11 protein-coding genes and 4 pseudogenes are annotated in these 19658 nt (G+C 70.3%); 8 read left to right on the plus strand and 7 right to left on the minus strand.

Annotated features, from left to right (window positions below):
* A pseudogene (locus CLM62_RS37420) lies at nucleotides 1-1700 on the plus strand (hypothetical protein); the annotation flags it as partial.
* Nucleotides 1701-1703: 3 nt separating this feature from the next.
* Here CLM62_RS37420 and CLM62_RS37425 read toward each other — a convergent pair.
* From CLM62_RS37425 to CLM62_RS37435, 3 genes and pseudogenes are all read right to left on the minus strand, one after another.
* Nucleotides 1704-3090, minus strand: a pseudogene (locus tag CLM62_RS37425) (GMC family oxidoreductase); the annotation flags it as partial.
* Between the two features lie 43 nt (nucleotides 3091-3133).
* Nucleotides 3134-4702, minus strand: a complete 1569-nt coding sequence (locus CLM62_RS37430) for an APC family permease (protein ID WP_095754353.1) — start codon at nucleotides 4700-4702, stop codon at nucleotides 3134-3136.
* A gap of 167 nt (nucleotides 4703-4869) precedes the next feature.
* Entirely contained in the window at nucleotides 4870-5049 is a 180-nt protein-coding gene (locus CLM62_RS37435; RefSeq protein WP_095754354.1) for a hypothetical protein, read from the minus strand.
* Nucleotides 5050-5365: 316 nt separating this feature from the next.
* Here CLM62_RS37435 and CLM62_RS37440 point away from each other — a divergent pair, with 316 nt between their 5' ends.
* Nucleotides 5366-5689, plus strand: coding sequence for a bifunctional 3-phenylpropionate/cinnamic acid dioxygenase ferredoxin subunit (locus CLM62_RS37440; protein ID WP_095754355.1), 324 nt, complete (start codon nucleotides 5366-5368; stop codon nucleotides 5687-5689).
* 112 nt (nucleotides 5690-5801) lie between these two features.
* A pseudogene (locus tag CLM62_RS37445) lies at nucleotides 5802-6548 on the plus strand (NAD(P)/FAD-dependent oxidoreductase); the annotation flags it as partial.
* Between the two features lie 26 nt (nucleotides 6549-6574).
* Here CLM62_RS37445 and CLM62_RS37450 read toward each other — a convergent pair.
* Nucleotides 6575-7270, minus strand: a complete 696-nt coding sequence (locus tag CLM62_RS37450) for a hypothetical protein (RefSeq protein ID WP_095754372.1) — start codon at nucleotides 7268-7270, stop codon at nucleotides 6575-6577.
* Between the two features lie 420 nt (nucleotides 7271-7690).
* Between CLM62_RS37450 and CLM62_RS37460 the strand changes: the two genes are divergently transcribed.
* The 5 genes from CLM62_RS37460 to CLM62_RS37480 are packed head-to-tail and all read left to right on the plus strand — an operon-like array spanning nucleotide 7691 to nucleotide 15664.
* Nucleotides 7691-10585, plus strand: coding sequence for a nitrate- and nitrite sensing domain-containing protein (locus tag CLM62_RS37460; protein ID WP_095754373.1), 2895 nt, complete (start codon nucleotides 7691-7693; stop codon nucleotides 10583-10585).
* The gene (locus CLM62_RS37465) at nucleotides 10582-11019 is read left to right on the plus strand and encodes a roadblock/LC7 domain-containing protein (protein ID WP_095754357.1); all 438 of its coding nucleotides are present in this window, start codon (nucleotides 10582-10584) and stop codon (nucleotides 11017-11019) included. The genes CLM62_RS37460 and CLM62_RS37465 overlap by 4 nt, the downstream gene beginning before the upstream one ends.
* Before the next feature lie 9 nt (nucleotides 11020-11028).
* Nucleotides 11029-11424 (plus strand): DUF742 domain-containing protein, encoded by a 396-nt coding sequence (locus CLM62_RS37470; RefSeq protein ID WP_095754358.1) that lies wholly within the window; start codon nucleotides 11029-11031, stop codon nucleotides 11422-11424.
* Nucleotides 11425-11448: 24 nt separating this feature from the next.
* A complete protein-coding gene (locus tag CLM62_RS37475; RefSeq protein WP_095754359.1) occupies nucleotides 11449-15078 on the plus strand; it encodes a hydantoinase B/oxoprolinase family protein in 3630 nt (1209 codons plus the stop codon).
* Nucleotides 15059-15664 (plus strand): ATP/GTP-binding protein, encoded by a 606-nt coding sequence (locus tag CLM62_RS37480; RefSeq protein WP_095754360.1) that lies wholly within the window; start codon nucleotides 15059-15061, stop codon nucleotides 15662-15664. Before CLM62_RS37475 ends, CLM62_RS37480 begins: the two co-directional genes overlap by 20 nt.
* Nucleotides 15665-15750: 86 nt before the next feature.
* On the opposite strand, the gene glpK is transcribed toward CLM62_RS37480, so the two are convergent.
* The 3 genes and pseudogenes from glpK to CLM62_RS37495 form a co-directional block, all read right to left on the minus strand.
* A complete protein-coding gene (glpK, locus tag CLM62_RS37485) occupies nucleotides 15751-17271 on the minus strand; it encodes a glycerol kinase GlpK (protein WP_095754361.1) in 1521 nt (506 codons plus the stop codon).
* A 68-nt stretch (nucleotides 17272-17339) separates the two neighbouring features.
* Nucleotides 17340-18089 (minus strand): MIP/aquaporin family protein, encoded by a 750-nt coding sequence (locus CLM62_RS37490; RefSeq protein WP_095754362.1) that lies wholly within the window; start codon nucleotides 18087-18089, stop codon nucleotides 17340-17342.
* A 521-nt stretch (nucleotides 18090-18610) separates the two neighbouring features.
* Nucleotides 18611-19591: pseudogene (locus CLM62_RS37495) on the minus strand (helix-turn-helix transcriptional regulator); the annotation flags it as partial.
* Nucleotides 19592-19658 lie beyond the last annotated feature (67 nt).

Genomic DNA, 19658 nt, shown 5'->3' on the forward strand with positions numbered 1-19658 from the left:
GTGGCGAGCGCTCGGAGATCGCCGGCGCCCCCGACGACGTACCGGAGAGCGACGCGGACGCTCCCAAGGCGTCCCTGCCCGCCCTCCGTGAGGCCTATCGGGCGGCCTCCCAGGTGTACGAGAAGGTGGGCGTCGGGGCCGACCTGCGGGCCGAGCAGGCACGTGCGGAGAGCGACGAGAGCGCGGCGCGCGCCGAACTGGACCGGCTGAGCAACAAGGTCCGCACGCGCGCGGAGCAGCTGCTCCAGTCGCCCGACGGCTCCGACGGGCCGTCCCGGCAGGCCGCCGTCGCGCGGGCGGAGGAGCTGGTGCAGCTCCTGGAGACCCGGATGTCGAGTGCGAGCGAGCAGCTCGGACGGCTGCGCGGCGAGGCCGAGCGGCACGCGCCCGAGGACGGCGAGGCGCACACCGAGCTGCCCGAGGAGCTTCAGCCGCGCGACGCCGAGCACGCGCAGGCCCTGCTGCGCACGGCGACCGCCGAACTCGCCTCGCGGACCGAGGCGTTGGCCCAGGCCCGGGAGGCGCACGCCGAACTGCTCGACGCCCACCGCGCCGCCGAGGACGCGGCCGGCGGCTTCGACGAGATCGCCGCGATGCTGCGTGACCTGCTGCGCGAGCACGCCTCCGAGGAGGAGCAGGAGGAACCCGAGCCGTACCCCGGCAGCCTGGAGGAGGCCCGGCAGTCCGCCGCCGAGGCCCGCCGCTCGCTGCGCGGCTGCGCCGCCGACCTGTCGGCCGCCGAGTCCGCCGTCCGCGAGGCGAGTGACATCCTCGTCCGGCACGCCAACTCCACGCGCTACGAGCAGGTCCGCACCCCGGCACGGCAGCAGATCCGCGAACTGCCCGCCTCCGCACTGCCCGAGCACGCCCAGAAGTGGGCGGACGCCTTCGCGCCGCGGCTCCGGGTGCTCACCGACGAGTTGGAGCAGCTGGAGCGCAACCGGGACTCGATCGTGGACCGCCTCAGAGGGCTCGTCGAGTCGGCCCTCGCCACGCTCAGGTCCGCCCAGCGGCTCTCCCGGCTTCCGGAAGGCCTCGGCGAGTGGTCCGGGCAGGAGTTCCTGCGCATCCGCTTCGAGGAGCCCGACCAGGCCACGCTCACCGAGCGGCTCGGCGAGGTCATCGACGAGGCCACCCGGGCCGCCGTCAAGAAGAACTCCGACCTGCGGCGCGACGGCATGTCCCTGCTGCTGCGGGGCGTCGCCGCGGCACTCCAGCCCAAGGGGGTGGCCGTGGAGATCCTCAAGCCGGACGCCGTACTGCGCGCCGAGCGCGTGCCCGTCGGGCAGATGGGCGACGTGTTCTCCGGCGGTCAGCTGCTGACCGCCGCCATCGCGCTGTACTGCACGATGGCCGCGCTCAGGTCGAACGACCGAGGTCGGGACAAGCACCGGCACGCGGGCACGCTGTTCCTGGACAACCCCATCGGGCGCGCCAACGCCACGTATCTGCTGGAGCTCCAGCGAGCCGTGTCCGACGCTCTGGGCGTCCAACTCCTCTACACCACGGGTCTGTTCGACACCACCGCGCTCGCCGAGTTCCCGCTGGTCATCCGGCTGCGCAACGACGCCGACCTACGGGCGGGGCTGAAGTACATCCGCGTGGAGGAACACCTCCGGCCGGGACTGCCGGAGGCTCCCGCCGGGGAAGCCGTGCACAGCGAGATCACTGCGACACGGATGTTCAAACGGCCCGCATAGCCGTTATGCGTCCTCCTTCAGCAGATCCGCGCACTTCTCGCCGATCATCATCGTCGTGGGTTGACCGCGACGAGGTCCGGCATGACCGAGCCGTCGGCGACCCGCAGCCCCTCGACCCCCTTGACCCGCAGCCGCGCGTCGAGCGGGGCCGAGGGGTCGTCGTCGGCGCCCATCTTCACGGTGCACGACGGGTGGTAGACGGTGTTGTGGGTCTTGTGGATGTAGTCGAGCAGTTCGTCGTCGGTCCGGACGTCCGGACCGGGGGCCAGTTCGGCGCCCGCCCAGCCGCTGAGTGCGGGCTGCGAGGCGATACGACGCGCCAGCTTCAGCCCGTACGTCATCACCCGCACATCGTGCTCGTGCGTGAAGTACCGCGAATCCACCTTCGGCTTGTCCCGGTAGTCCCGCGTCCGCAGCCGAACAGTCCCCCGTGATTGCGCACGCGTCACGTTGGGCGTGAGGCAGAAGGCGTTCTCGGACGCGGGGTAGCCCCACCGCGCGGTGTTCATGTCGAACGGCACGGACCCGTAGTGGAACATCAGGTCCGGCCGGTGCAGGCCCGGTTCGGTGTCGTAGAAGATGCCGGCCTCCCACCAGGCTGGAGGTGGTGGTCATGGGCTGTGCGGCCTCCCACATGATGACGCCCTCGGGATGATCCTGGAGGTTCTCGCCCACGCCGGGCGCGTCCACGACCACCTCGACGCCGACCTCTCCCAGGTGCCCGGCCGGGCCGATGCCCGACAGCATCAGCAGCTTGGGTGAGTCGATGGCCCCGCAGGACACGATCACCTCGCGCCTGGCCCGTACCGTCCGCGTGTGGATCAGGTCCGGGTCCAGGTACTCGGCGCCCACGCACCGCTGCCCCTGGAGCATCAGCTTCTTGGCCCGCACCCCGTGCGCACCTCCAGGTTCGGCCGCTTGTCCATGACGGGGTGGAGGTACGCCACGGACGAGGACTGACGGATGTTGTTCTCGTCGGAGTTGATCTGGAACCAGTTGGCGCCCCGGACCACCGTTGTGCCCGTGTTGAAGGGCGTCGTCGGTATCCCGGCCTGGGCACAGGCCTCCAGCAGGGCTGTGCCGCACGGGTCGTCGCTCTTCAGCGTGCGCGCAGTTTCACCGGGCCGGTGCGGCCGTGGTGGTCGCCGGGAGCGTCGTTGTTCTCCAGCCGCCGGTAGAGCGGGAAGAGGTCGGCGGCGCTCCAGCCCGTACAGCCGGCCGCCGCCCAGTCGTCGAGGTCCTCGGCCGGTGCCCAGAAGGCGATGCAGGAGTTGTGCGAGGAACAGCCGCCCAGCACCTTGGCACGGGCGTGCCGCATGAAGCTGTTGGCGCGCGCCTGCGGCTCGACCGGGTAGTCCCAGTCGTAGCCGGACTCCAACAGGCCCATCCAGCCTTTTGGACGGAAGTGCCGGGGTAGTCGGAGCAGCCGGATCTCAGTCGGCCGCGGGGGCGGCGAGGGGAGTGGTCGCCGCGGTGGTGTCTGCGAGGCGGTGCTCGGCGAGCACGCCCGTCTTGTGCCGCTGGACGAACCAGTAGTAGGCGAAACCGCCGCCCGCGATGACCGCGACGAACAGCACCGCCCCCCAGCGCAGATACCAGTGGTACGGAGCACTGGCGTTGTAGACCGCGGCGCGAGGCCAGATCAGGTTGATCGTCATGGCCGCGCCCCACAGCACGGCGACGATGTTGACGAGCAGCCCCCAGCGGCCGAGCGAGAACCTGCCGTCACCCGCCGGCTGCCACTTGCCGCGCAGCCTCGCCACCAGCATCGGTGCCGTGACTCCCAGGTAGGCGAGGTAGATCATGATGATGCCGATGCTGGTGACGACCGTGAAGATCTGCGGCTGGCGGATGTTGACCACCAGGATCGCCAGCGCCAGGATCCCGATGATCACGGCGGGCAGTACAGGTGTCTGGAACCGCGGGCTGACCTTGGCCAGCAGCGCGGAGGCGGGCAGGTTGTTGTCCCGGGCCATCGCGAACGCCAGCCGGATCGCCGCCGTGTGCACCGCCAGTGCGCACACCGTGACGGCGATCAGCACGCACCACAGCATCGCCTTGCCGGCCGTCGAACCGAGCACGTCGAGCACGATGAACTGCAGACCGTCGGTGGACAACTGCTCGCCCTTCAGGCTGGAGACGCTCATCAGCGCGAGCAGCAGGATGAGGCCGCCGAGGATGAAGGAGGCGACGATCGCGCGGATGATGGCGCGGGGTGCGTTGCGGGACGGGTCCAGGGACTCCTCGCCTAGGGAGGCGGCCGTGTCGAAGCCGTACATGACATACGCGGAGGCCAGCGAGGCCACCAGGAAGGCGCCCAGGTATCCGGCGCCGTAGCCCGCCCCGGTGCCGTTCGTCTCCGTGACCACCTGCGGACCGCGCGTGATGTGGACAGCGAGCAGGACGATCAGTACGACAGTGGCGATCAACTCGATGAACACGCCCGCCGTGTTGATGGTGGCCATCAGCTTGACGCCGAAGGCGTTCACCAGGGTGGTGAACAGGATCAACACCGCGGCCAGGATGACCGCGTTGGTCGCCACGTCGTACTTGCCGGTGCCGTCACCCACGATCTGGAACACGTCGGAGATCTGCGGCAGCGTCAACTGGTAGGCCAGCGCCACGGCCGAGATGGACACGATGGACGCGATCAACATCATCCAGCCGGCGAGCCAGCCCAGATGTCTGTTGCCTATCTTCTTCGACCAGTTGTAGACCGATCCCGCGACGGGATAGCGGGCGGCCAGCTCCGCGAAGCACAGGGCGACCATGAACTGGCCGACGAAGACCATCGGCCACGACCACCAGTAGGCGGGGCCGCCGCTGCCGTAGCCGAAGTAGAACAGCTGGAAAGTGCCGGTCAGGATCGAGATGTAACTGATCCCGGCGGCGAAGGTGTGGAAGTTGCCGAGGGTGCGCTTGAGTTCGGGTTTGTAGCCGAACTCGGCGAGTTCGGCGTCGTCGTGACTCTGTGGGCCTGTCGGTTGTTCGGTTGTCGTCATGAGCAGCGGACTCCTGGTGGGCCGGGGGAGGGGAGGGAGCGGCTCGTGCGGGGGCCTGGATCAAGGTGGGTCAGTTGGATCGAGTGGCTCAGATGGATCGGATGGCTCAATGAGGGCGGTTATACGCGGGGGCAATGTGCCCGTTGTTACGCCGAGTTACGCCTGCGTTAGCCGAACCATCCCTGCGGCGCGGGGGACGTGTTGCGCCAGATGTGCTTCGTCTCGCGGTACTCGGCGAGCCAACGGTCCACCGACTGGACCGAGCCGGCGGCTCCCCTGCCGTTCTGCTTCTCCGGGTTCGCGACCTTCTCCTCACTGCGGTCGGACTGCTTCTGGGTGCGGGTCATGGCTGAACTCTCACCACCTGTCGGCCCGGTTGGGGCCGCAGCTGCGGGAAGCCCTTGGCGGGACGGTCGTCCCACCCGGATTCTGTTGCGCATAGCGGTCGTTCGTGCGCCATGTGAAACATCATGTTGCCGAAGAGTCCGGCACCCGGAAGGGGCCGAACCGTACGGACCGACGAAGGTCCGGCCGCTCTGTGTACTCCTCGTACTCCTCGCTTCCGAACTTCACCTGCCGCGGGACCAGCGACGGTCCCGCACTGCCTGATCAACCTGGACCAGACAGGTCCGGACCGAGCGTCCCGGACCGAGAGGGGGGCCCATGATTCCCGTCTGCCGCCTCGAAGACCTCCCCGAGGGCGAGTCGGTCCGCATCGGGACGACACCGCCCACCGCCGTGTTCCGCACCGACGACGGCGAGCTGTACGCCATCGACGACACCTGCACCCACCAGGACGCCTCCCTCTCCGAGGGCTGGCTGGAGGGCTGTCTGGTCGAATGCCCGCTGCACGCCGCTTCTTTCGATCTCCGCACAGGTCGGCCGACCTCCCTTCCCGCCCGCCGGCCCGTCCGCACCCACCGCGTCACCGTCGAAGACGGCGTCGTCCACGTCCACGTCACCGCGCAGGAGGGAACCGCCGCATGAACGCCGTGACGAACGCTGTGCCCAACGCCGTGCCGTACTGGCGTACGGCACCCCGGACGGCCGCCTCCCGTACGGCCTCGCACGCCCTGCCGACCGACAGGAGCCGTACCCCATCATCGGCGGCGGCTTCATCGGCGCCGAAACCGCCTCCTCCTGCGCCGCCCTCGGCCACGCAGTCACGGTCGTCGAGGCCGCGCCGCTCCCACTCGTGCCCCAACTCGGCGCCGACATGGCCGCCGTGTGCGCCACCCTGCACCGCCGCGGCGGGGTGGACCTGGTCACGGGCACCGGGGTGGCCGGACTGCGCGGCACTGGCGGCGTCACCGGCGTCGAACTCTCCGACGGCCGTACGCTGCCCGCCGACGTCGTGATCGTCGGCATCGGCGCCGTCCCCAACACCGCCTGGTTGGCGGGCTCGACGCTCGCGCTGCACGACGGCGTGCTGTGCGATGACGGCTGTGTGACGGCACTTCCGCAGGTGGTCGCCGTCGGCGATGTCGCTCGCGTCGGCGGAAGCCGCGCCGAACACTGGACCTCCGCGACGGAGCAGCCCCGGGTCGCCGTGGCCAACCTGCTCGCCGGGCGCACCCTTCGGACCGCGCGGGCGCTGCCCTACTTCTGGTCGGACCAGTACGGCGCACGCATCCAGTTCGCCGGCCGCCGACACGACGGGGACAGCGTCCGCATCGCCGAGGGCGAGCTCACCGAGGGTGCGCCGGCCGAGGGCGGCTTCCTCGCCCTCTACGAGCGGGACGGCCGTACGACCGCGGTGCTCTCCGTGGACCGCCCGCGCCCCTTCATGCGGGTGCGACGCGAACTCGCGCGCGGGGAGAGCCGGGTGCAGCCGGCCGCGCTGTGAAGGTCACCGGGTAATCCGGCAGGTCTTCACGAGTGCGACAACTGTCCGGCGCCGCCCCGCCGACGTATCCTCTCCTGCGTCCGCTCGGCGGCCCGCGCCTGACGTCGCGCCCTGCGTCGCTCGCGCCGCAGGGCGCGTGCGGTGCTGCTGGGGGTCGACACCACGCCGTTGCGCTGGTTCCACACCTGGCGCGTCACCCAGACGTCGAGCGCGCCCCAGGTGGCCACCACCGTGCTCGCCACACTGCTCAGCACCATCGGGAACGCCAGCCAGGAACCGGCCATGGTGCACAGGAAGGCCACCATCGCCTGGACCAGCGTCACGGCGATGATCAGCACCGCCCGTACCGCGGAAGTCCGCACGGGATCGGGCAACCGGCGCCGCCGCGCGGGCTCCTCGACCCACAACGGCCGGTAGTGGTACGGCTGCTCTCGCGCCGCACTCTCCTGGCCTGTCTCGGCCGAGCCCACATCCGCAGCCGTGCGGCTCCCGTCGGCCTCGGCAGGGTTCTCGTAAGCCGCTTCACCACTACTCCCGCCGGTCCCGGCGGCGGTCCCGTGGGCCGCCGTACCGCCTCCTGAAGCCGCCGGAAGCGCGCGACCGCCCGGTGCCCCGCCCCCGTCTGCCGGAATGTCGCGATCCGGCGCCTCGGGGTCCCGCTGCGCCGTCACGTGCGCCATCCCGCCGTCCGACAGCGCCTCGTGCCGCTCCGCCGTGCCCATCACCGTGTCACCCTCCACCGCCAGCAGACCGCTCGCTCCGCGTCCGAAGACCCGGCTTCCCAGTGGCTGCCCGGCTTGCGCTGTTTTACGCCGCCCGGTTGCGGGATGCGGCTCCTGTAGCCGATTCCGCTCCCAATTCCCAAAGAGAAGGACGAACGACGGCGCCTCAAGATTCCCAACAAGCGAAAAGTTTCAGCCAACTGAGCAGTGGGACCAGCCAGATCCGCTGCGACGGCCACCACGCGACGGCGGCAGGCAATCTCCCCCAATGAGCGGACAACTCGCCATGTCTCGCCGCCGGTGCGGAAGTTCAGCTTCCGGACCGGTCTTCGAGTTATCCGGCCGTCGGTAGTAGGCTCGCGCCGTTTGTTGACGCACATGTGTACCCCCTGTCGAATGGGGGTCGAGCTGGGGGAGGCCATGCGCTTTCGCGGGAAGTCGATCCGCCGGAAGATCGTGGCGCTGCTTCTCGTGCCGCTGGTGTCCTTGGCCGCGATCTGGGGCTTCGCCACCGTGCTCACGGGCCGGGAGGTGGCCCAGCTCTTCCAGGTGTCGTCCGTGGTCGAGAAGATCGGCTACCCCACCGAGGACACCGTCCGTGTCCTGCAGCAAGAACGCCGCCAGACCCTCGTCTACCTCGCCGACCCCCGGGCGTCGGACGCGCTGTCCGCGCTCCGCAGCACACGGACCGCCACCGACGACGCCATCGTCAAGCTCCGCGAGAACGCGAAGAACCCCGATGTCCGCGACGGCCTGGACGCGGAAGACGACGAACACCTCACCGCCGTACTGGACGCCTTCGACGGCATCGACTCGCTGCGCGGCAGTGTCGAGGAGGGCACGGTCAACCGGTCCCAGGCCCTCGACCTCTACAACCGTCTCGTCGACCCCTGTTACACCCTGCTGGCGTCCGTCGACGGTGTCGACAGCGTGGAGCTGGACAAGCAGTCCCGGGCCCTGGTGAACATCACCCGCGCCCGTGAACTGCTCTCCCGCGAGGATGCCCTGCTCGGATCCGCCCTGGTGGTCGGGAAGCTCTCCCGCGAGGAGATCCGCGAAGTCTCCGACCTGGTCGCCCAGCGCACCCTGCTGTACGACATCAGCCTGCCGGTGCTCCCCGCGACGGAGCGCGAACGCTACGACCGCTTCTGGAAGAACGCCACCACCGCCCCCCTGCGGTCGGCCGAACAGTCCGTCATCTCGGCCGACCCCGGCGCCCCGCGCACCGTGACCGCCAAGAGCTGGGACAACGTCGCCGGGAGCGTGCTCGACGAGCTCGCCACCCTCAACGACCAGGCCGGCGACCGGTATCAGGACCGCGTCCGCCCGGACGCGATCGGCGTCATCGTCAAGGCGTCCGTCGCCGGCGTCCTCGGTCTGGCCGCCCTGATCTTCTCCCTCGTGGTGTCCGTGCGTGTCGGCCGCGGCCTCATCCGCGACCTGCGCCAACTGCGCCTGGAGGCGCACGAGGCGTCCGGCGTCCGCCTGCCCAGCGTGATGCGCCGCCTCTCCGCGGGCGAACAGGTCGATGTCGAGACCGAGGCCCCGCGTCTGGAGTACGACAAGAACGAGATCGGCGAGGTCGGGCAGGCCCTCAACACCCTGCAGCGGGCCGCCGTCGAAGCCGCCGTCAAACAGGCCGAGCTCCGCTCCGGCGTCTCCGAGGTCTTCGTCAACCTCGCCCGCCGCAGCCAGGTCCTGCTCCACAGGCAGCTCACCCTCCTCGACGCCATGGAGCGCCGGACCGAGGACACCGACGAACTGGCCGACCTGTTCCGCCTCGATCACCTCACCACCCGTATGCGCCGGCACGCCGAGGGCCTGGTGATCCTCTCCGGCGCCGCCCCCTCCCGGCAGTGGCGCAAGCCCGTCCAGCTCATGGACGTCGTACGCGCCGCCGTCGCCGAGGTCGAGGACTACGAGCGCATCGAGGTCCGGCGGCTGCCCCGGGTCGCCGTCACCGGCCCGGCGGTCGCGGACCTCACTCACCTCGTCGCCGAACTCCTGGAGAACGCCACGGTGTTCTCCCCTCCGCACACCGCCGTCCAGGTTCTCGGCGAGCGCGTCGCCAACGGCTTCACCCTGGAGATTCACGACCGCGGCCTCGGCATGGCGGCCGACGCACTCCTGGACGCCAACCTACGGCTCGCCGAGACACCGGAGTTCGAGCTGTCCGACACCGACCGGCTCGGTCTGTTCGTGGTCAGTCGGCTCGCCCAGCGGCAGAACGTCCGGGTCTCGCTCCAGCCGTCCCCGTACGGCGGCACGACGGCAGTCGTCTTCATCCCCGAAACCCTGCTGACGGACGACGTCCCGGACACCAACGGCATCGGCTTCCGCCTCGACCGGCCGCAGCCCTCGAAGGAGGCCGAGCTGGAGGGGCCCCGCCGCGCGGAGCTCTCCAAGGCGCCGACGCAGCTGCCCGGCCTGTCGGCTTCGCTCCTGGGCGGCCCAGTCGAACTGGAGGCACCCGTCGATCTGGACGCCATCGAGGGCTTCCCCGGCGCCCTCGACGACGAGGACAGCGAACGCGGCGAAATCTTCCGCTACCGGCGCTCCCTCGCCCGCACGGAGGACGAGGGAGCGAGGCACCACGGCGAGCAGCACCACGAGATGCGCGACGGCCGGGGCACGGACCAGGCCGATCCCGACGACGACAACGCTCCGGTCCCGCTGCCTCGCCGCCGGGCGCCCAAGCTGGTCAGCTCCCACGGACGTCCGGTCACCGAGCAGCGGGCGCGGCGCGAGGAGACCGACGAAGAGCCCGAGACAGGCCCTGGCCGGTCGCGCGCGCCGGGCGCGGCACCGCTGCCCACCCGCCGTCGAGGAGCGGGCCCGCTGCGCAAGGGCACCGATGTGGCCGACCCCCTCGACGAACAGCGCACCGAATCCCCGACGTCCTCGGCCCGCGACCTCGGCGAGAAGCCCGAGGCCCCCGCCCTCCCCAGGCGCACCAGGCGTCCCGCGATCACACCGAGCGGGCAGACCGGCCCGAGCGGTCCCAGCGGTTCCGCCCCGAGTCCCGGCTCCGGCGCAGGCGCAGGCTCCGGCTCCGCAACGCACGAGACCGGCTCCGGCACGGCTCCGCTGCCCCGGCGCGTACGGCAGGCCAGCCTGGCCCCGCAGCTGAAGCAGAGCACCGGCCGGCGCACCGCCGACAGAGCGGAGCCCGGCGAGCGGGACGCCGACGAGGTACGCAGCCGCATGGCCTCGCTCCAGCGCGGCTGGCAGCGCGGCCGTGAGGAGAACGCCGCGGGCGACGACGCCCACAGCGGCACAGCACCACAACGAACGACAAAGGGGGACGGTCGATGACCGCACCGAAGGCGACCCGCCACACCGCGGGCAACAACCCCGGCGAGCTCAACTGGCTCCTCGACGACCTGGTGGACCGCGTCGCGAGCATCCGCAAGGCCCTCGTGCTCTCCGGCGACGGCCTGCCGACCGGGATCTCCAAGGACCTGACCCGGGAGGACAGCGAGCACCTGGCGGCTGTCGCCTCCGGATTCCACAGCCTCGCCAAGGGCGTGGGCCGCCACTTCGAGGCGGGCAACGTCCGGCAGACGGTCGTCGAGCTCGACGACGCCTTCCTGTTCGTCACGGCCGCCGGCGACGGCAGCTGCCTCGCCGTGCTCTCGGACGCCGATTCCGACGTCGGGCTGGTCGCGTACGAGATGACGCTCCTGGTCAAGCGGGTCGGTGTGCATCTCGGTGCTGCTCCGCGCACCGATCTGCCCGCAGGCGGGTAGTGGGATGGCATGAGCACAGACGGTCAGGGAAGAAGCCACTGGTTCGACGACGAGGCCGGACCGGTTGTTCGTCCGTACGCCATGACGCGCGGCCGCACCACCAGTGCGGCCCAGCACCGGCTCGACCTCATCGCGGTGGTCGTCACGGAACCCCAGGCGGACGACCCGGAAGGGGACCACAGCCTGTCCCCGGAGCACGTGAACATCGTCGACCTGTGCCGTGAGACCCCCCAGTCGGTCGCCGAACTCTCCGCCGAGCTCGACCTGCCCATCGGAGTGGTACGGGTCCTCATCGGGGATCTCGTGGATGCGGAATTCGTCCATGTGAACCGACCCGTGCCCCCTGCGGAACTGCCGGACGAGAGTATTCTGCGCGATGTGATCAACGGCCTCCGGGCGCTGTGAGCGGCGCGGAAGTGAGGTACTGACGTGACAGGCTGGCAGTTCTGGGTCGACCGGGGCGGCACCTTCACGGACATCGTGGCGCGACGCCCGGACGGCCGTCTGCTGACGCACAAGCTGCTGTCGGACAACCCGGCGCGGTACTCCGACGCGGCGGTCGCGGGCGTCCGGGAACTGCTGGCCGACTCCCCGGACCCGGTCGAGGCCGTCCGCATGGGCACCACGGTCGCCACCAACGCCCTCCTGGAACGCAAGGGCGAGCGGACCCTGCTGGTCATCACCCGCGGCTTCCGCGACGCCCTGCGCATCGCCTACCAGAACCGCCCGCGCATCTTCGCCCGCCGCATCGAACTCCCCGAGCTGCTCTACGAACGCGTCGTCGAAGCCGACGAGCGCATCGCCCCCGACGGCACCGTCCTGCGCGCCCCCGACCCGGACTCCCTCGCAGGCCCCCTCCAGGAGGCATACGACGACGGGATCCGCGCCGTCGCGGTGGTCTGCATGCACAGCCACCTCCACCCCGCCCACGAACAGGCGATCGGCCGGCTCGCCGCCCGCATCGGCTTCCCGCAGATCTCGCTGTCCAGCGAGGTCAGCCCGCTGATGAAGCTGGTCCCGCGCGGTGACACCGCCGTCGTCGACGCCTACCTGTCGCCCGTGCTGCGCCGCTACGTGCGGCATGTCGCCGACGAGCTCGAAGGCGTGCGGCTGATGTTCATGCAGTCCAACGGCGGTCTCGCCGAGGCCGGGCAGTTCCGCGGCAAGGACGCGATCCTCTCCGGGCCCGCAGGCGGCATCGTCGGCATGGCCCGCATGTCGCAGCTCGCCGGCTTCGACCGCGTCATCGGCTTCGACATGGGCGGCACCTCCACAGACGTCTCGCACTTCGCGGGCGAATACGAACGCGTCTTCACCACGCAGATCGCCGGCGTCCGGCTGCGCGCGCCCATGCTGGACATCCACACCGTCGCGGCCGGCGGCGGCTCGGTCCTGCACTTCGACGGCTCCCGCTACCGCGTAGGGCCGGACTCGGCGGGTGCGGACCCGGGCCCCGCCTGCTACCGCGGCGGCGGCCCGCTCGCCGTCACCGACGCCAACGTCATGCTCGGCCGCATCCAACCCGCCCACTTCCCCAAGGTGTTCGGCCCCGAAGGCGACCAGCCCCTCGACGACGCACTCGTCCGCGAGCGCTTCGCCGCCCTTGCGCGCGAGATCCGCGAGCGGACCGGCGACGACCGCACCCCCGAGCAGGTCGCCGAGGGCTACCTGCAGATCGCCGTCGCCAACATCGCCAACGCCGTGAAGCGGATCTCCGTCCAGAAGGGCCACGACGTGACCCGCTACGCCCTCACCACCTTCGGTGGCGCGGGCGGGCAGCACGCCTGCATGGTCGCCGACTCGCTCGGCATCCGCACCGTCCTCGTGCCTCCCATGGCCGGTGTCCTGTCCGCCCTCGGCATCGGCCTCGCCGATACCACGGCCATGCGCGAACAGTCCGTCGAGGCGCCCCTGGAGGCCGCCTCCATGCCCGGCGTCCTCAAGACCGCCGACGATCTGGAGAGCGCCGCCCGCGCCGAACTCCTCGCCGAGGACGTCCCCCAGGAACGCATCGAGGTCACCCGGCGCGCCCAGCTCCGTTACGACGGCACCGACACCACCCTCACCGTCGAGCTGACCGAGCCCGACACGATGAGGCACACCTTCGAAGAACGTCATCGCGCCACGTACTCCTTCACGCTCGACCGACCGATCGTCGTCGAAGCCCTCTCCGTCGAAGCCACCGGCATCACCGAACCCCCCGATCTCTCTGCCCTGGCCACCTACCAGGGCCACTCCGCCGCCCCCGAAACCGTCCGCCTCCACACGGGCGGCGCCTGGCGCGACATACCCCTCCACCGCCGCGAGGAGCTGCCCCCCGGCGAGACCGTCACCGGCCCCGCGATCATCACCGAGGCCAGTGCGACGACCGTCGTCGACGACGGCTGGCGGGCCGCGACGACCGACGACGGGCATCTGGTCATGGAACGCGCGGCGATTACGCAGAGTTCCGATCTCGACACGAAAGCCGACCCGGTTCTCCTCGAGGTCTTCAACAACCTCTTCATGTCCATCGCCGAACAGATGGGCGCCCGCCTGGAGTCCACCGCCCAGTCCGTCAACATCAAGGAGCGCCTGGACTTCTCGTGCGCCCTCTTCGACCCGGACGGAAACCTGGTGGCCAACGCCCCGCACATCCCCGTCCACCTGGGCTCGATGGGCACCAGTGTCAAGGAGGTCATCCGGCGCCGCGGCTCCCGGATGCGGCCGGGAGACACCTACGCGGTCAACGATCCGTACCACGGCGGCACGCACCTGCCGGACGTCACGGTCATCACACCCGTCTTCGGTACAGGCACCACGGACAGTGACCGGAAGATCCTCTTCTACGTCGCCTCCCGCGGCCACCACGCCGAGATCGGCGGCATCGCCCCCGGCTCCATGCCGGCCAACAGCCGCACCATCGAGGAAGAAGGCGTCCTCTTCGACAACTGGCTGCTTGCCGAGAACGGCCGCTTCCGCGAGGAGGAGACCCTCCGCCTGCTCACCGAGGCGCCCTACCCCTCCCGCAACCCGAAGACCAACCTCGCCGACCTGCGCGCCCAGATCGCCGCCAACCAGAAAGGCGTCGACGAAGTCGCCCGCATGATCGAGAACTTCGGCCTCGATGTCGTACAGGCGTACATGAAGCACGTCCAGGACAACGCCGAGGAGGCCGTCCGCCGGGTCATCGACGCCCTGGACGACGGCGAGTACGCCTACGAGACCGACTCGGGCGGCGTCATCCGCGTACGCGTGCGCGTGGACCGCGAAAAGCGCTCCGCGACCGTCGACTTCACGGGCACCTCACCCCAGCTGACCACCAACTTCAACGCGCCCTTCGCAGTGGTCAACGCGGCGGTCCTGTACGTCTTCCGCACCCTGGTCGCCGACGACATCCCGCTCAACGACGGCTGTCTGCGCCCGCTCGACATCATCGTGCCGCCCGGCTCCATGCTCGCGCCCGAACCCCCGGCCGCCGTCGTCGCGGGCAATGTCGAGACCTCGCAGGCCATCACCGGCGCCCTCTACGCGGCGCTCGGCGTCCAGGCCGAGGGCTCCGGCACGATGAACAACGTCACCTTCGGCAACGACCGCCACCAGTACTACGAGACCGTGGCCTCCGGATCCGGCGCGGGCGAAGGCTTTCCCGGCGCGCCCGTCGTGCAGACCCACATGACCAACTCGCGGCTCACCGACCCCGAGGTCCTGGAGTGGCGACTGCCCGTACAGCTCGACGAGTTCGCCGTCCGGCGCGGCAGCGGCGGTGCCGGACGATGGCGCGGCGGGGACGGCGCGGTACGCCGCATCCGGTTCCACGAGCACATGACCGTCTCCACACTGTCCCAGCACCGCCGGGTCCCTCCGTACGGCATGGCGGGCGGCGAACCCGGTGCCCTGGGCGCCAACCGCGTGGAGCGCGCGGACGGCACGGTCACCGAACTCGGCGGACGCGACGCGACGGACGTCGGCCCCGGCGACGTACTCGTCATCGAAACCCCCGGCGGCGGAGGCTACGGGCCACCGTCCCCCGACCCCCATCAAGCAGGAGAAGAGAACGATGATCTTCGGGCGTTCTGAGCGCGGCAAGCCCCCGGTCGAGCCCGTCACGCTCAAGATCCTGGTGGCCGGCGGCTTCGGCGTGGGCAAGACCACACTCGTCGGCGCGGTCAGCGAGATCAGGCCGCTGCGCACAGAGGAACTGCTCACCGAGGCGGGACGCCCGGTCGACGACACGAGCGGTGTGGAAGGCAAGCACACCACCACCGTGGCCATGGACTTCGGCCGTATCACGCTGCGCGAGGACCTCGTGCTGTACCTGTTCGGCACGCCCGGCCAGGAGAGGTTCTGGTTCATGTGGGACGAGCTCTCCGAGGGCGCGCTCGGTGCCGTGGTGCTCGCCGACACCCGCCGTCTGGAGGACTGCTTCGCCGCCGTCGACTACTTCGAGCGGCGGTCCATCCCCTTCCTCGTCGGCGTCAACTGCTTCGAGGGAGCCGCCCGTTATCCGGTCGACGACGTACGTCAGGCCCTCGACCTCGACGACGGCGTACCGCTGCTGCTGTGCGACGCCCGCGACCGGGAGTCCGTCAAAGAGGTCCTCGTCGGCGTCGTCCAGCACGCGATGGCGTACGCCGCGGAGCACCGCCAGACCGTCACGACGTGACACGGGGGCGGCCCGTACCCCCGCCGACCGGGGTACGAGCCGCGGTCCGTGGCACCACGCACGCGCGCGTGCCCGGTGGGTGCCGCCTAGTTGTCGCCTTCCTCCAGCCAACCGAAGCTCTTCTCCACGGCCTTGCGCCAGTTGTGGTACTCGCGGTCGCGCACCGAGGCCTCCATCGCGGGCGTCCACTCGACGTCCTTCTGCCAGTGCGCCTTGAGCTCGTCCAGGTCGTTCCACACGCCGGTGGCGAGGCCGGCCGCGTAGGCGGCGCCCAGGCAGGTCGTCTCGGAGACCTTGGGCCGGATCACCGGCACGCCGAGGACGTCCGCCTGGTGCTGCATGAGGAGGTTGTTCTTCGTCATGCCGCCGTCCACCTTCAGGGTGGTGATCCGCACCCCGGAGTCCTGGAACATGGCGTCCACGACCTCACGCGTCTGCCAGCTCGTCGCCTCCAGCACCGCGCGCGCGAGGTGTGCTTTCGTGACGTACCGGGTGAGGCCGGTGACGACGCCGCGCGCGTCGGAGCGCCAGTACGGCGCGAACAGGCCGGAGAACGCGGGCACGATGTACGCGCCTCCGCTGTCCTCGACGCTCGCCGCCAGCGGCTCGATCTCGTCGGCGGTGCGGATGATGCCGAGTTGATCGCGGAACCACTGAACCAGCGCGCCCGTTATGGCGATCGACCCCTCCAGGCAATACACAGGTGCCTCACTGCCGATCTTGTAGCCCATCGTCGTCAGCAGCCCGCTCTTCGACGACACCGGTCGGTTGCCGGTGTTGAGCAGCAGGAAGCTGCCCGTGCCGTACGTGTTCTTCGCCGTGCCCACGTCGTAGCAGGCCTGCCCGAACACGGCCGCCTGCTGGTCGCCCAGCGCGGAGGCGACCGGTACGCCCGCGAGTTGGCCCACGGCAGTGCCGTACACCTCGGCGGACGACCTGATCTCGGGCAGGACGGCCTCGGGCACGTTCATCGCGGCCAGGATGGACTGGTCCCACTGAAGGGTCTCCAGGTTCATCAGCAGGGTGCGCCCTGCGTTGGTCACGTCGGTGACGTGCCGGCCGCCGTCCGTGCCGCCGGTGAGATTCCAGATCAGCCAGGAGTCGATGGTGCCGAAGGCGATCTCGCCGCGCTCGGCCCGCGCCCGGAGCCCGGGCACGTTGTCGAGCAGCCAGGCGGCCTTCGGGCCGGAGAAGTAGCTGGCCAGCGGCAGCCCGGTCTGTTCGCGGAAACGGTCCTGCCCGTCCGCGCCACCCAGTTGGTTGCACAGTGCCGCGGTGCGCGTGTCCTGCCACACGATCGCGTTGTGCACGGGCTTGCCCGTGGCGCGGTCCCACAGGACCGTCGTTTCGCGCTGGTTGGTGATCCCGAGCGCGCTGAGCTGGTCGGCGCGCAGCCCGGCCTTGGCGATCGCCCCGGCGACCACCGCCTGCACCTTGGACCAGATCTCGGTGGCGTCGTGCTCCACCCAGCCTGGCTTGGGAAAGATCTGGCGGTGCTCGCGCTGGTCGACGGCGACGATGGCGCCGTTGTGGTCGAAGACGATGCAGCGGCTGGAGGTGGTGCCCTGGTCGATTGCGGCGACGTACTTCTCGGCGTTGTCCGTCATGGCTACCCCTTGGGCTGGGTTCAGAAGACTGCTCGGATATCGGCTCGGATATCGACTTGGAGATCGGCTCAGAAAGCCGCGTTGTAGATGAGACCCGCGAGCGCTCCGCCGATCAGTGGGCCGACGACCGGGATCCAGGCGTAACTCCAGTCGGAGGTCCCCTTGTTGGGGATCGGCAGGAAGGTGTGCACGATGCGTGGGCCGAGGTCGCGCGCCGGGTTGATGGCGTAGCCGGTGGGTCCGCCGAGGGAGAGGCCGATGCCGACGACCAGGAGCGCGACGATCAGCACCTGGGTTCCGGACTCGCCCAGCCCCTTGGTGAGGCCGAAGGCGAGGATCGGCAGAACGAGCCCGACGGTCGCGATGATCTCCGTCATCAGGTTGGCGACCGGATTCCGGATCTCCGGGATGGTGGAGAAGATGCCGAGCGTCGGAAGCGGCTCCTCCGCCGTGCCCTTGGTGGTGCCCGTCTGCCGGACATTGGCCTGGAACTGGGCGAAGTACGTGAGATAGCACAGGACGGCGCCGAGCATGGCCCCGACCATCTGGCCCAGCAGATAGACCCAGACCTTGCCCCACTCATCGGTGTCGACGGCGATGCCGAGGGTCACGGCCGGATTAAGGTGCCCACCCGAGAGGGGTGCGGCGGTGTACGCGCCCGCCAGCACGCCGAATCCCCAGCCGAACGCGATCACGATCCACCCCGAGGCCCGTGCCTTGGAGTATCTGAGGGTGACGGCGGCGCAGACGCCCGCGCCGAAAAGGATCAGGATCGCGGTACCGATGACTTCGCCGACGAAGATGTCTCCATTGCTCATGGCGGCTCCTAGGCCCGGGCCCGGGACGCTCGGCCCCGGTCCTCCGTGCAGGGTGCGGTTCCCTTGGCGAACAGCCGAGGGCAGGGAGAATCCCGCGCCCCGCCCGGCGTCCGCGACGAGCGTGCCGTCGTAGCCGAATCGCCCGTGGGGGTACGGGCCTCGGCTCAGGTGGACCCGCGCGGCGCAGTGCCTGAATACGCCGAGAATGTACGGCGATGCCGACTGACACCGGAAGTGTTCACCTGCGTCCAGGGAGCGTCAAGGTCGCCGACGCAACGGTTGTTGGGCATGCGTACGCCCGGATCGGTCCGCCCGCACCGGGCTGGTCCGGTTGCTGCTGGTCGAACCGACCTTCAGACGCGGTGACTTCGACCGGCTCAAGACGTCGGTAAGCTGCCTACGCTGGGTGAGTCCAAGCAGCGCTTGGCCCATCTGCGGGAGTTGGACGCGCTGGGTTCGGTCCGAGGCGTCGACGTGCGACGGGTTGAGTGGATCGGCGGCGGCGTGGTGGGTGCGCCGGTTGCGGCGTCGGCACAGCGGCGCGCCATGTGCGCGAAGGCGTCCTTGAGCTCGGCCGGGCCGACGACCTCGATGTCGGTGTCGAACATGCCGATGGTGGCGGCCAGTCCGGGCCATGACCACGAGCCAAGGACGAGTCGGCAGCGGTTCGGGCCGAGTTCCTCTACGACTCCGTCGTGGGCGTAACCGGACACGTCGGCGGCGGGCAGGGCGAGGATCGCCGCGGCAGGGCCAGTGGCCCGAGCCGTCGGAGCCCTGGAACCTGCCGGCCACGAAGGCGGCGACGTCGCCTCCGGGCAGTTCGCGCGGGGTGAAGCGCGGCCCTGCAGGGGTGCGGGGCGTGATCCGGTCGGCGCGGAAGGTACGCCAGTCCTCGCGGTCGAGGTCCCAGGCGACGAGGTACCAGCGCGCGCCCCAGGTGACGAGGTGGTGGGGCTGCACCCGGCGCGGAGGGGGGGCTCGGTCCGGCCGTTCTCGGTGGCTCGGGGTGGGAATGTGGGCGTGTAGTCGAAGCGCAGCACTTCGCAGGCGTGGACGGCGGCGCTGAGTGCTATGAGGACGCTGCTGTCGACCTGTGGGCTCGGCCGGGTCGTGGGCCGTTCGACGGCGGTGACCTGGAGCGTGTCGATCCGGCGGCGCAGCCGTGCGGGCATGACCTGTCGGACGGAGGTCAGCGCACGTGCCGCGGCGTCCTCGATGCCGGCGCCGGTGGTGGTGGCGATCCGGAGTGCGACGGCGAGGGCGACGGCCTGCTCGTCGTCGAACAGCAGCGGCGGCATTTCCGCGTCGGCGTCGAGCCGGTACCCACCGTCGGGGCCTTTGGTGGCCACGATCGGGTAGCCGAGCTCGCGCAAGCGGTCGACATCGCGGCGCACGGTACGCGGGCTGACCGCCAGCCGCTCGGCCAGTAGCGCCCCCGGCCAGTCCCGGCGTGCCTGGAGCAGGGAGAGCAGTGACAGCAGTCGCGCTGATGTCTTCGGCATGATTCCCAGATTGCCTTGAGAAGCGGCCACTCCCTGACCGCTTCCCCTGTGACTGTGGTCCCGTGCC

This window comes from Streptomyces sp. SA15 (assembly GCF_002291145.1).
GTDB lineage: Bacteria > Actinomycetota > Actinomycetes > Streptomycetales > Streptomycetaceae > Streptomyces.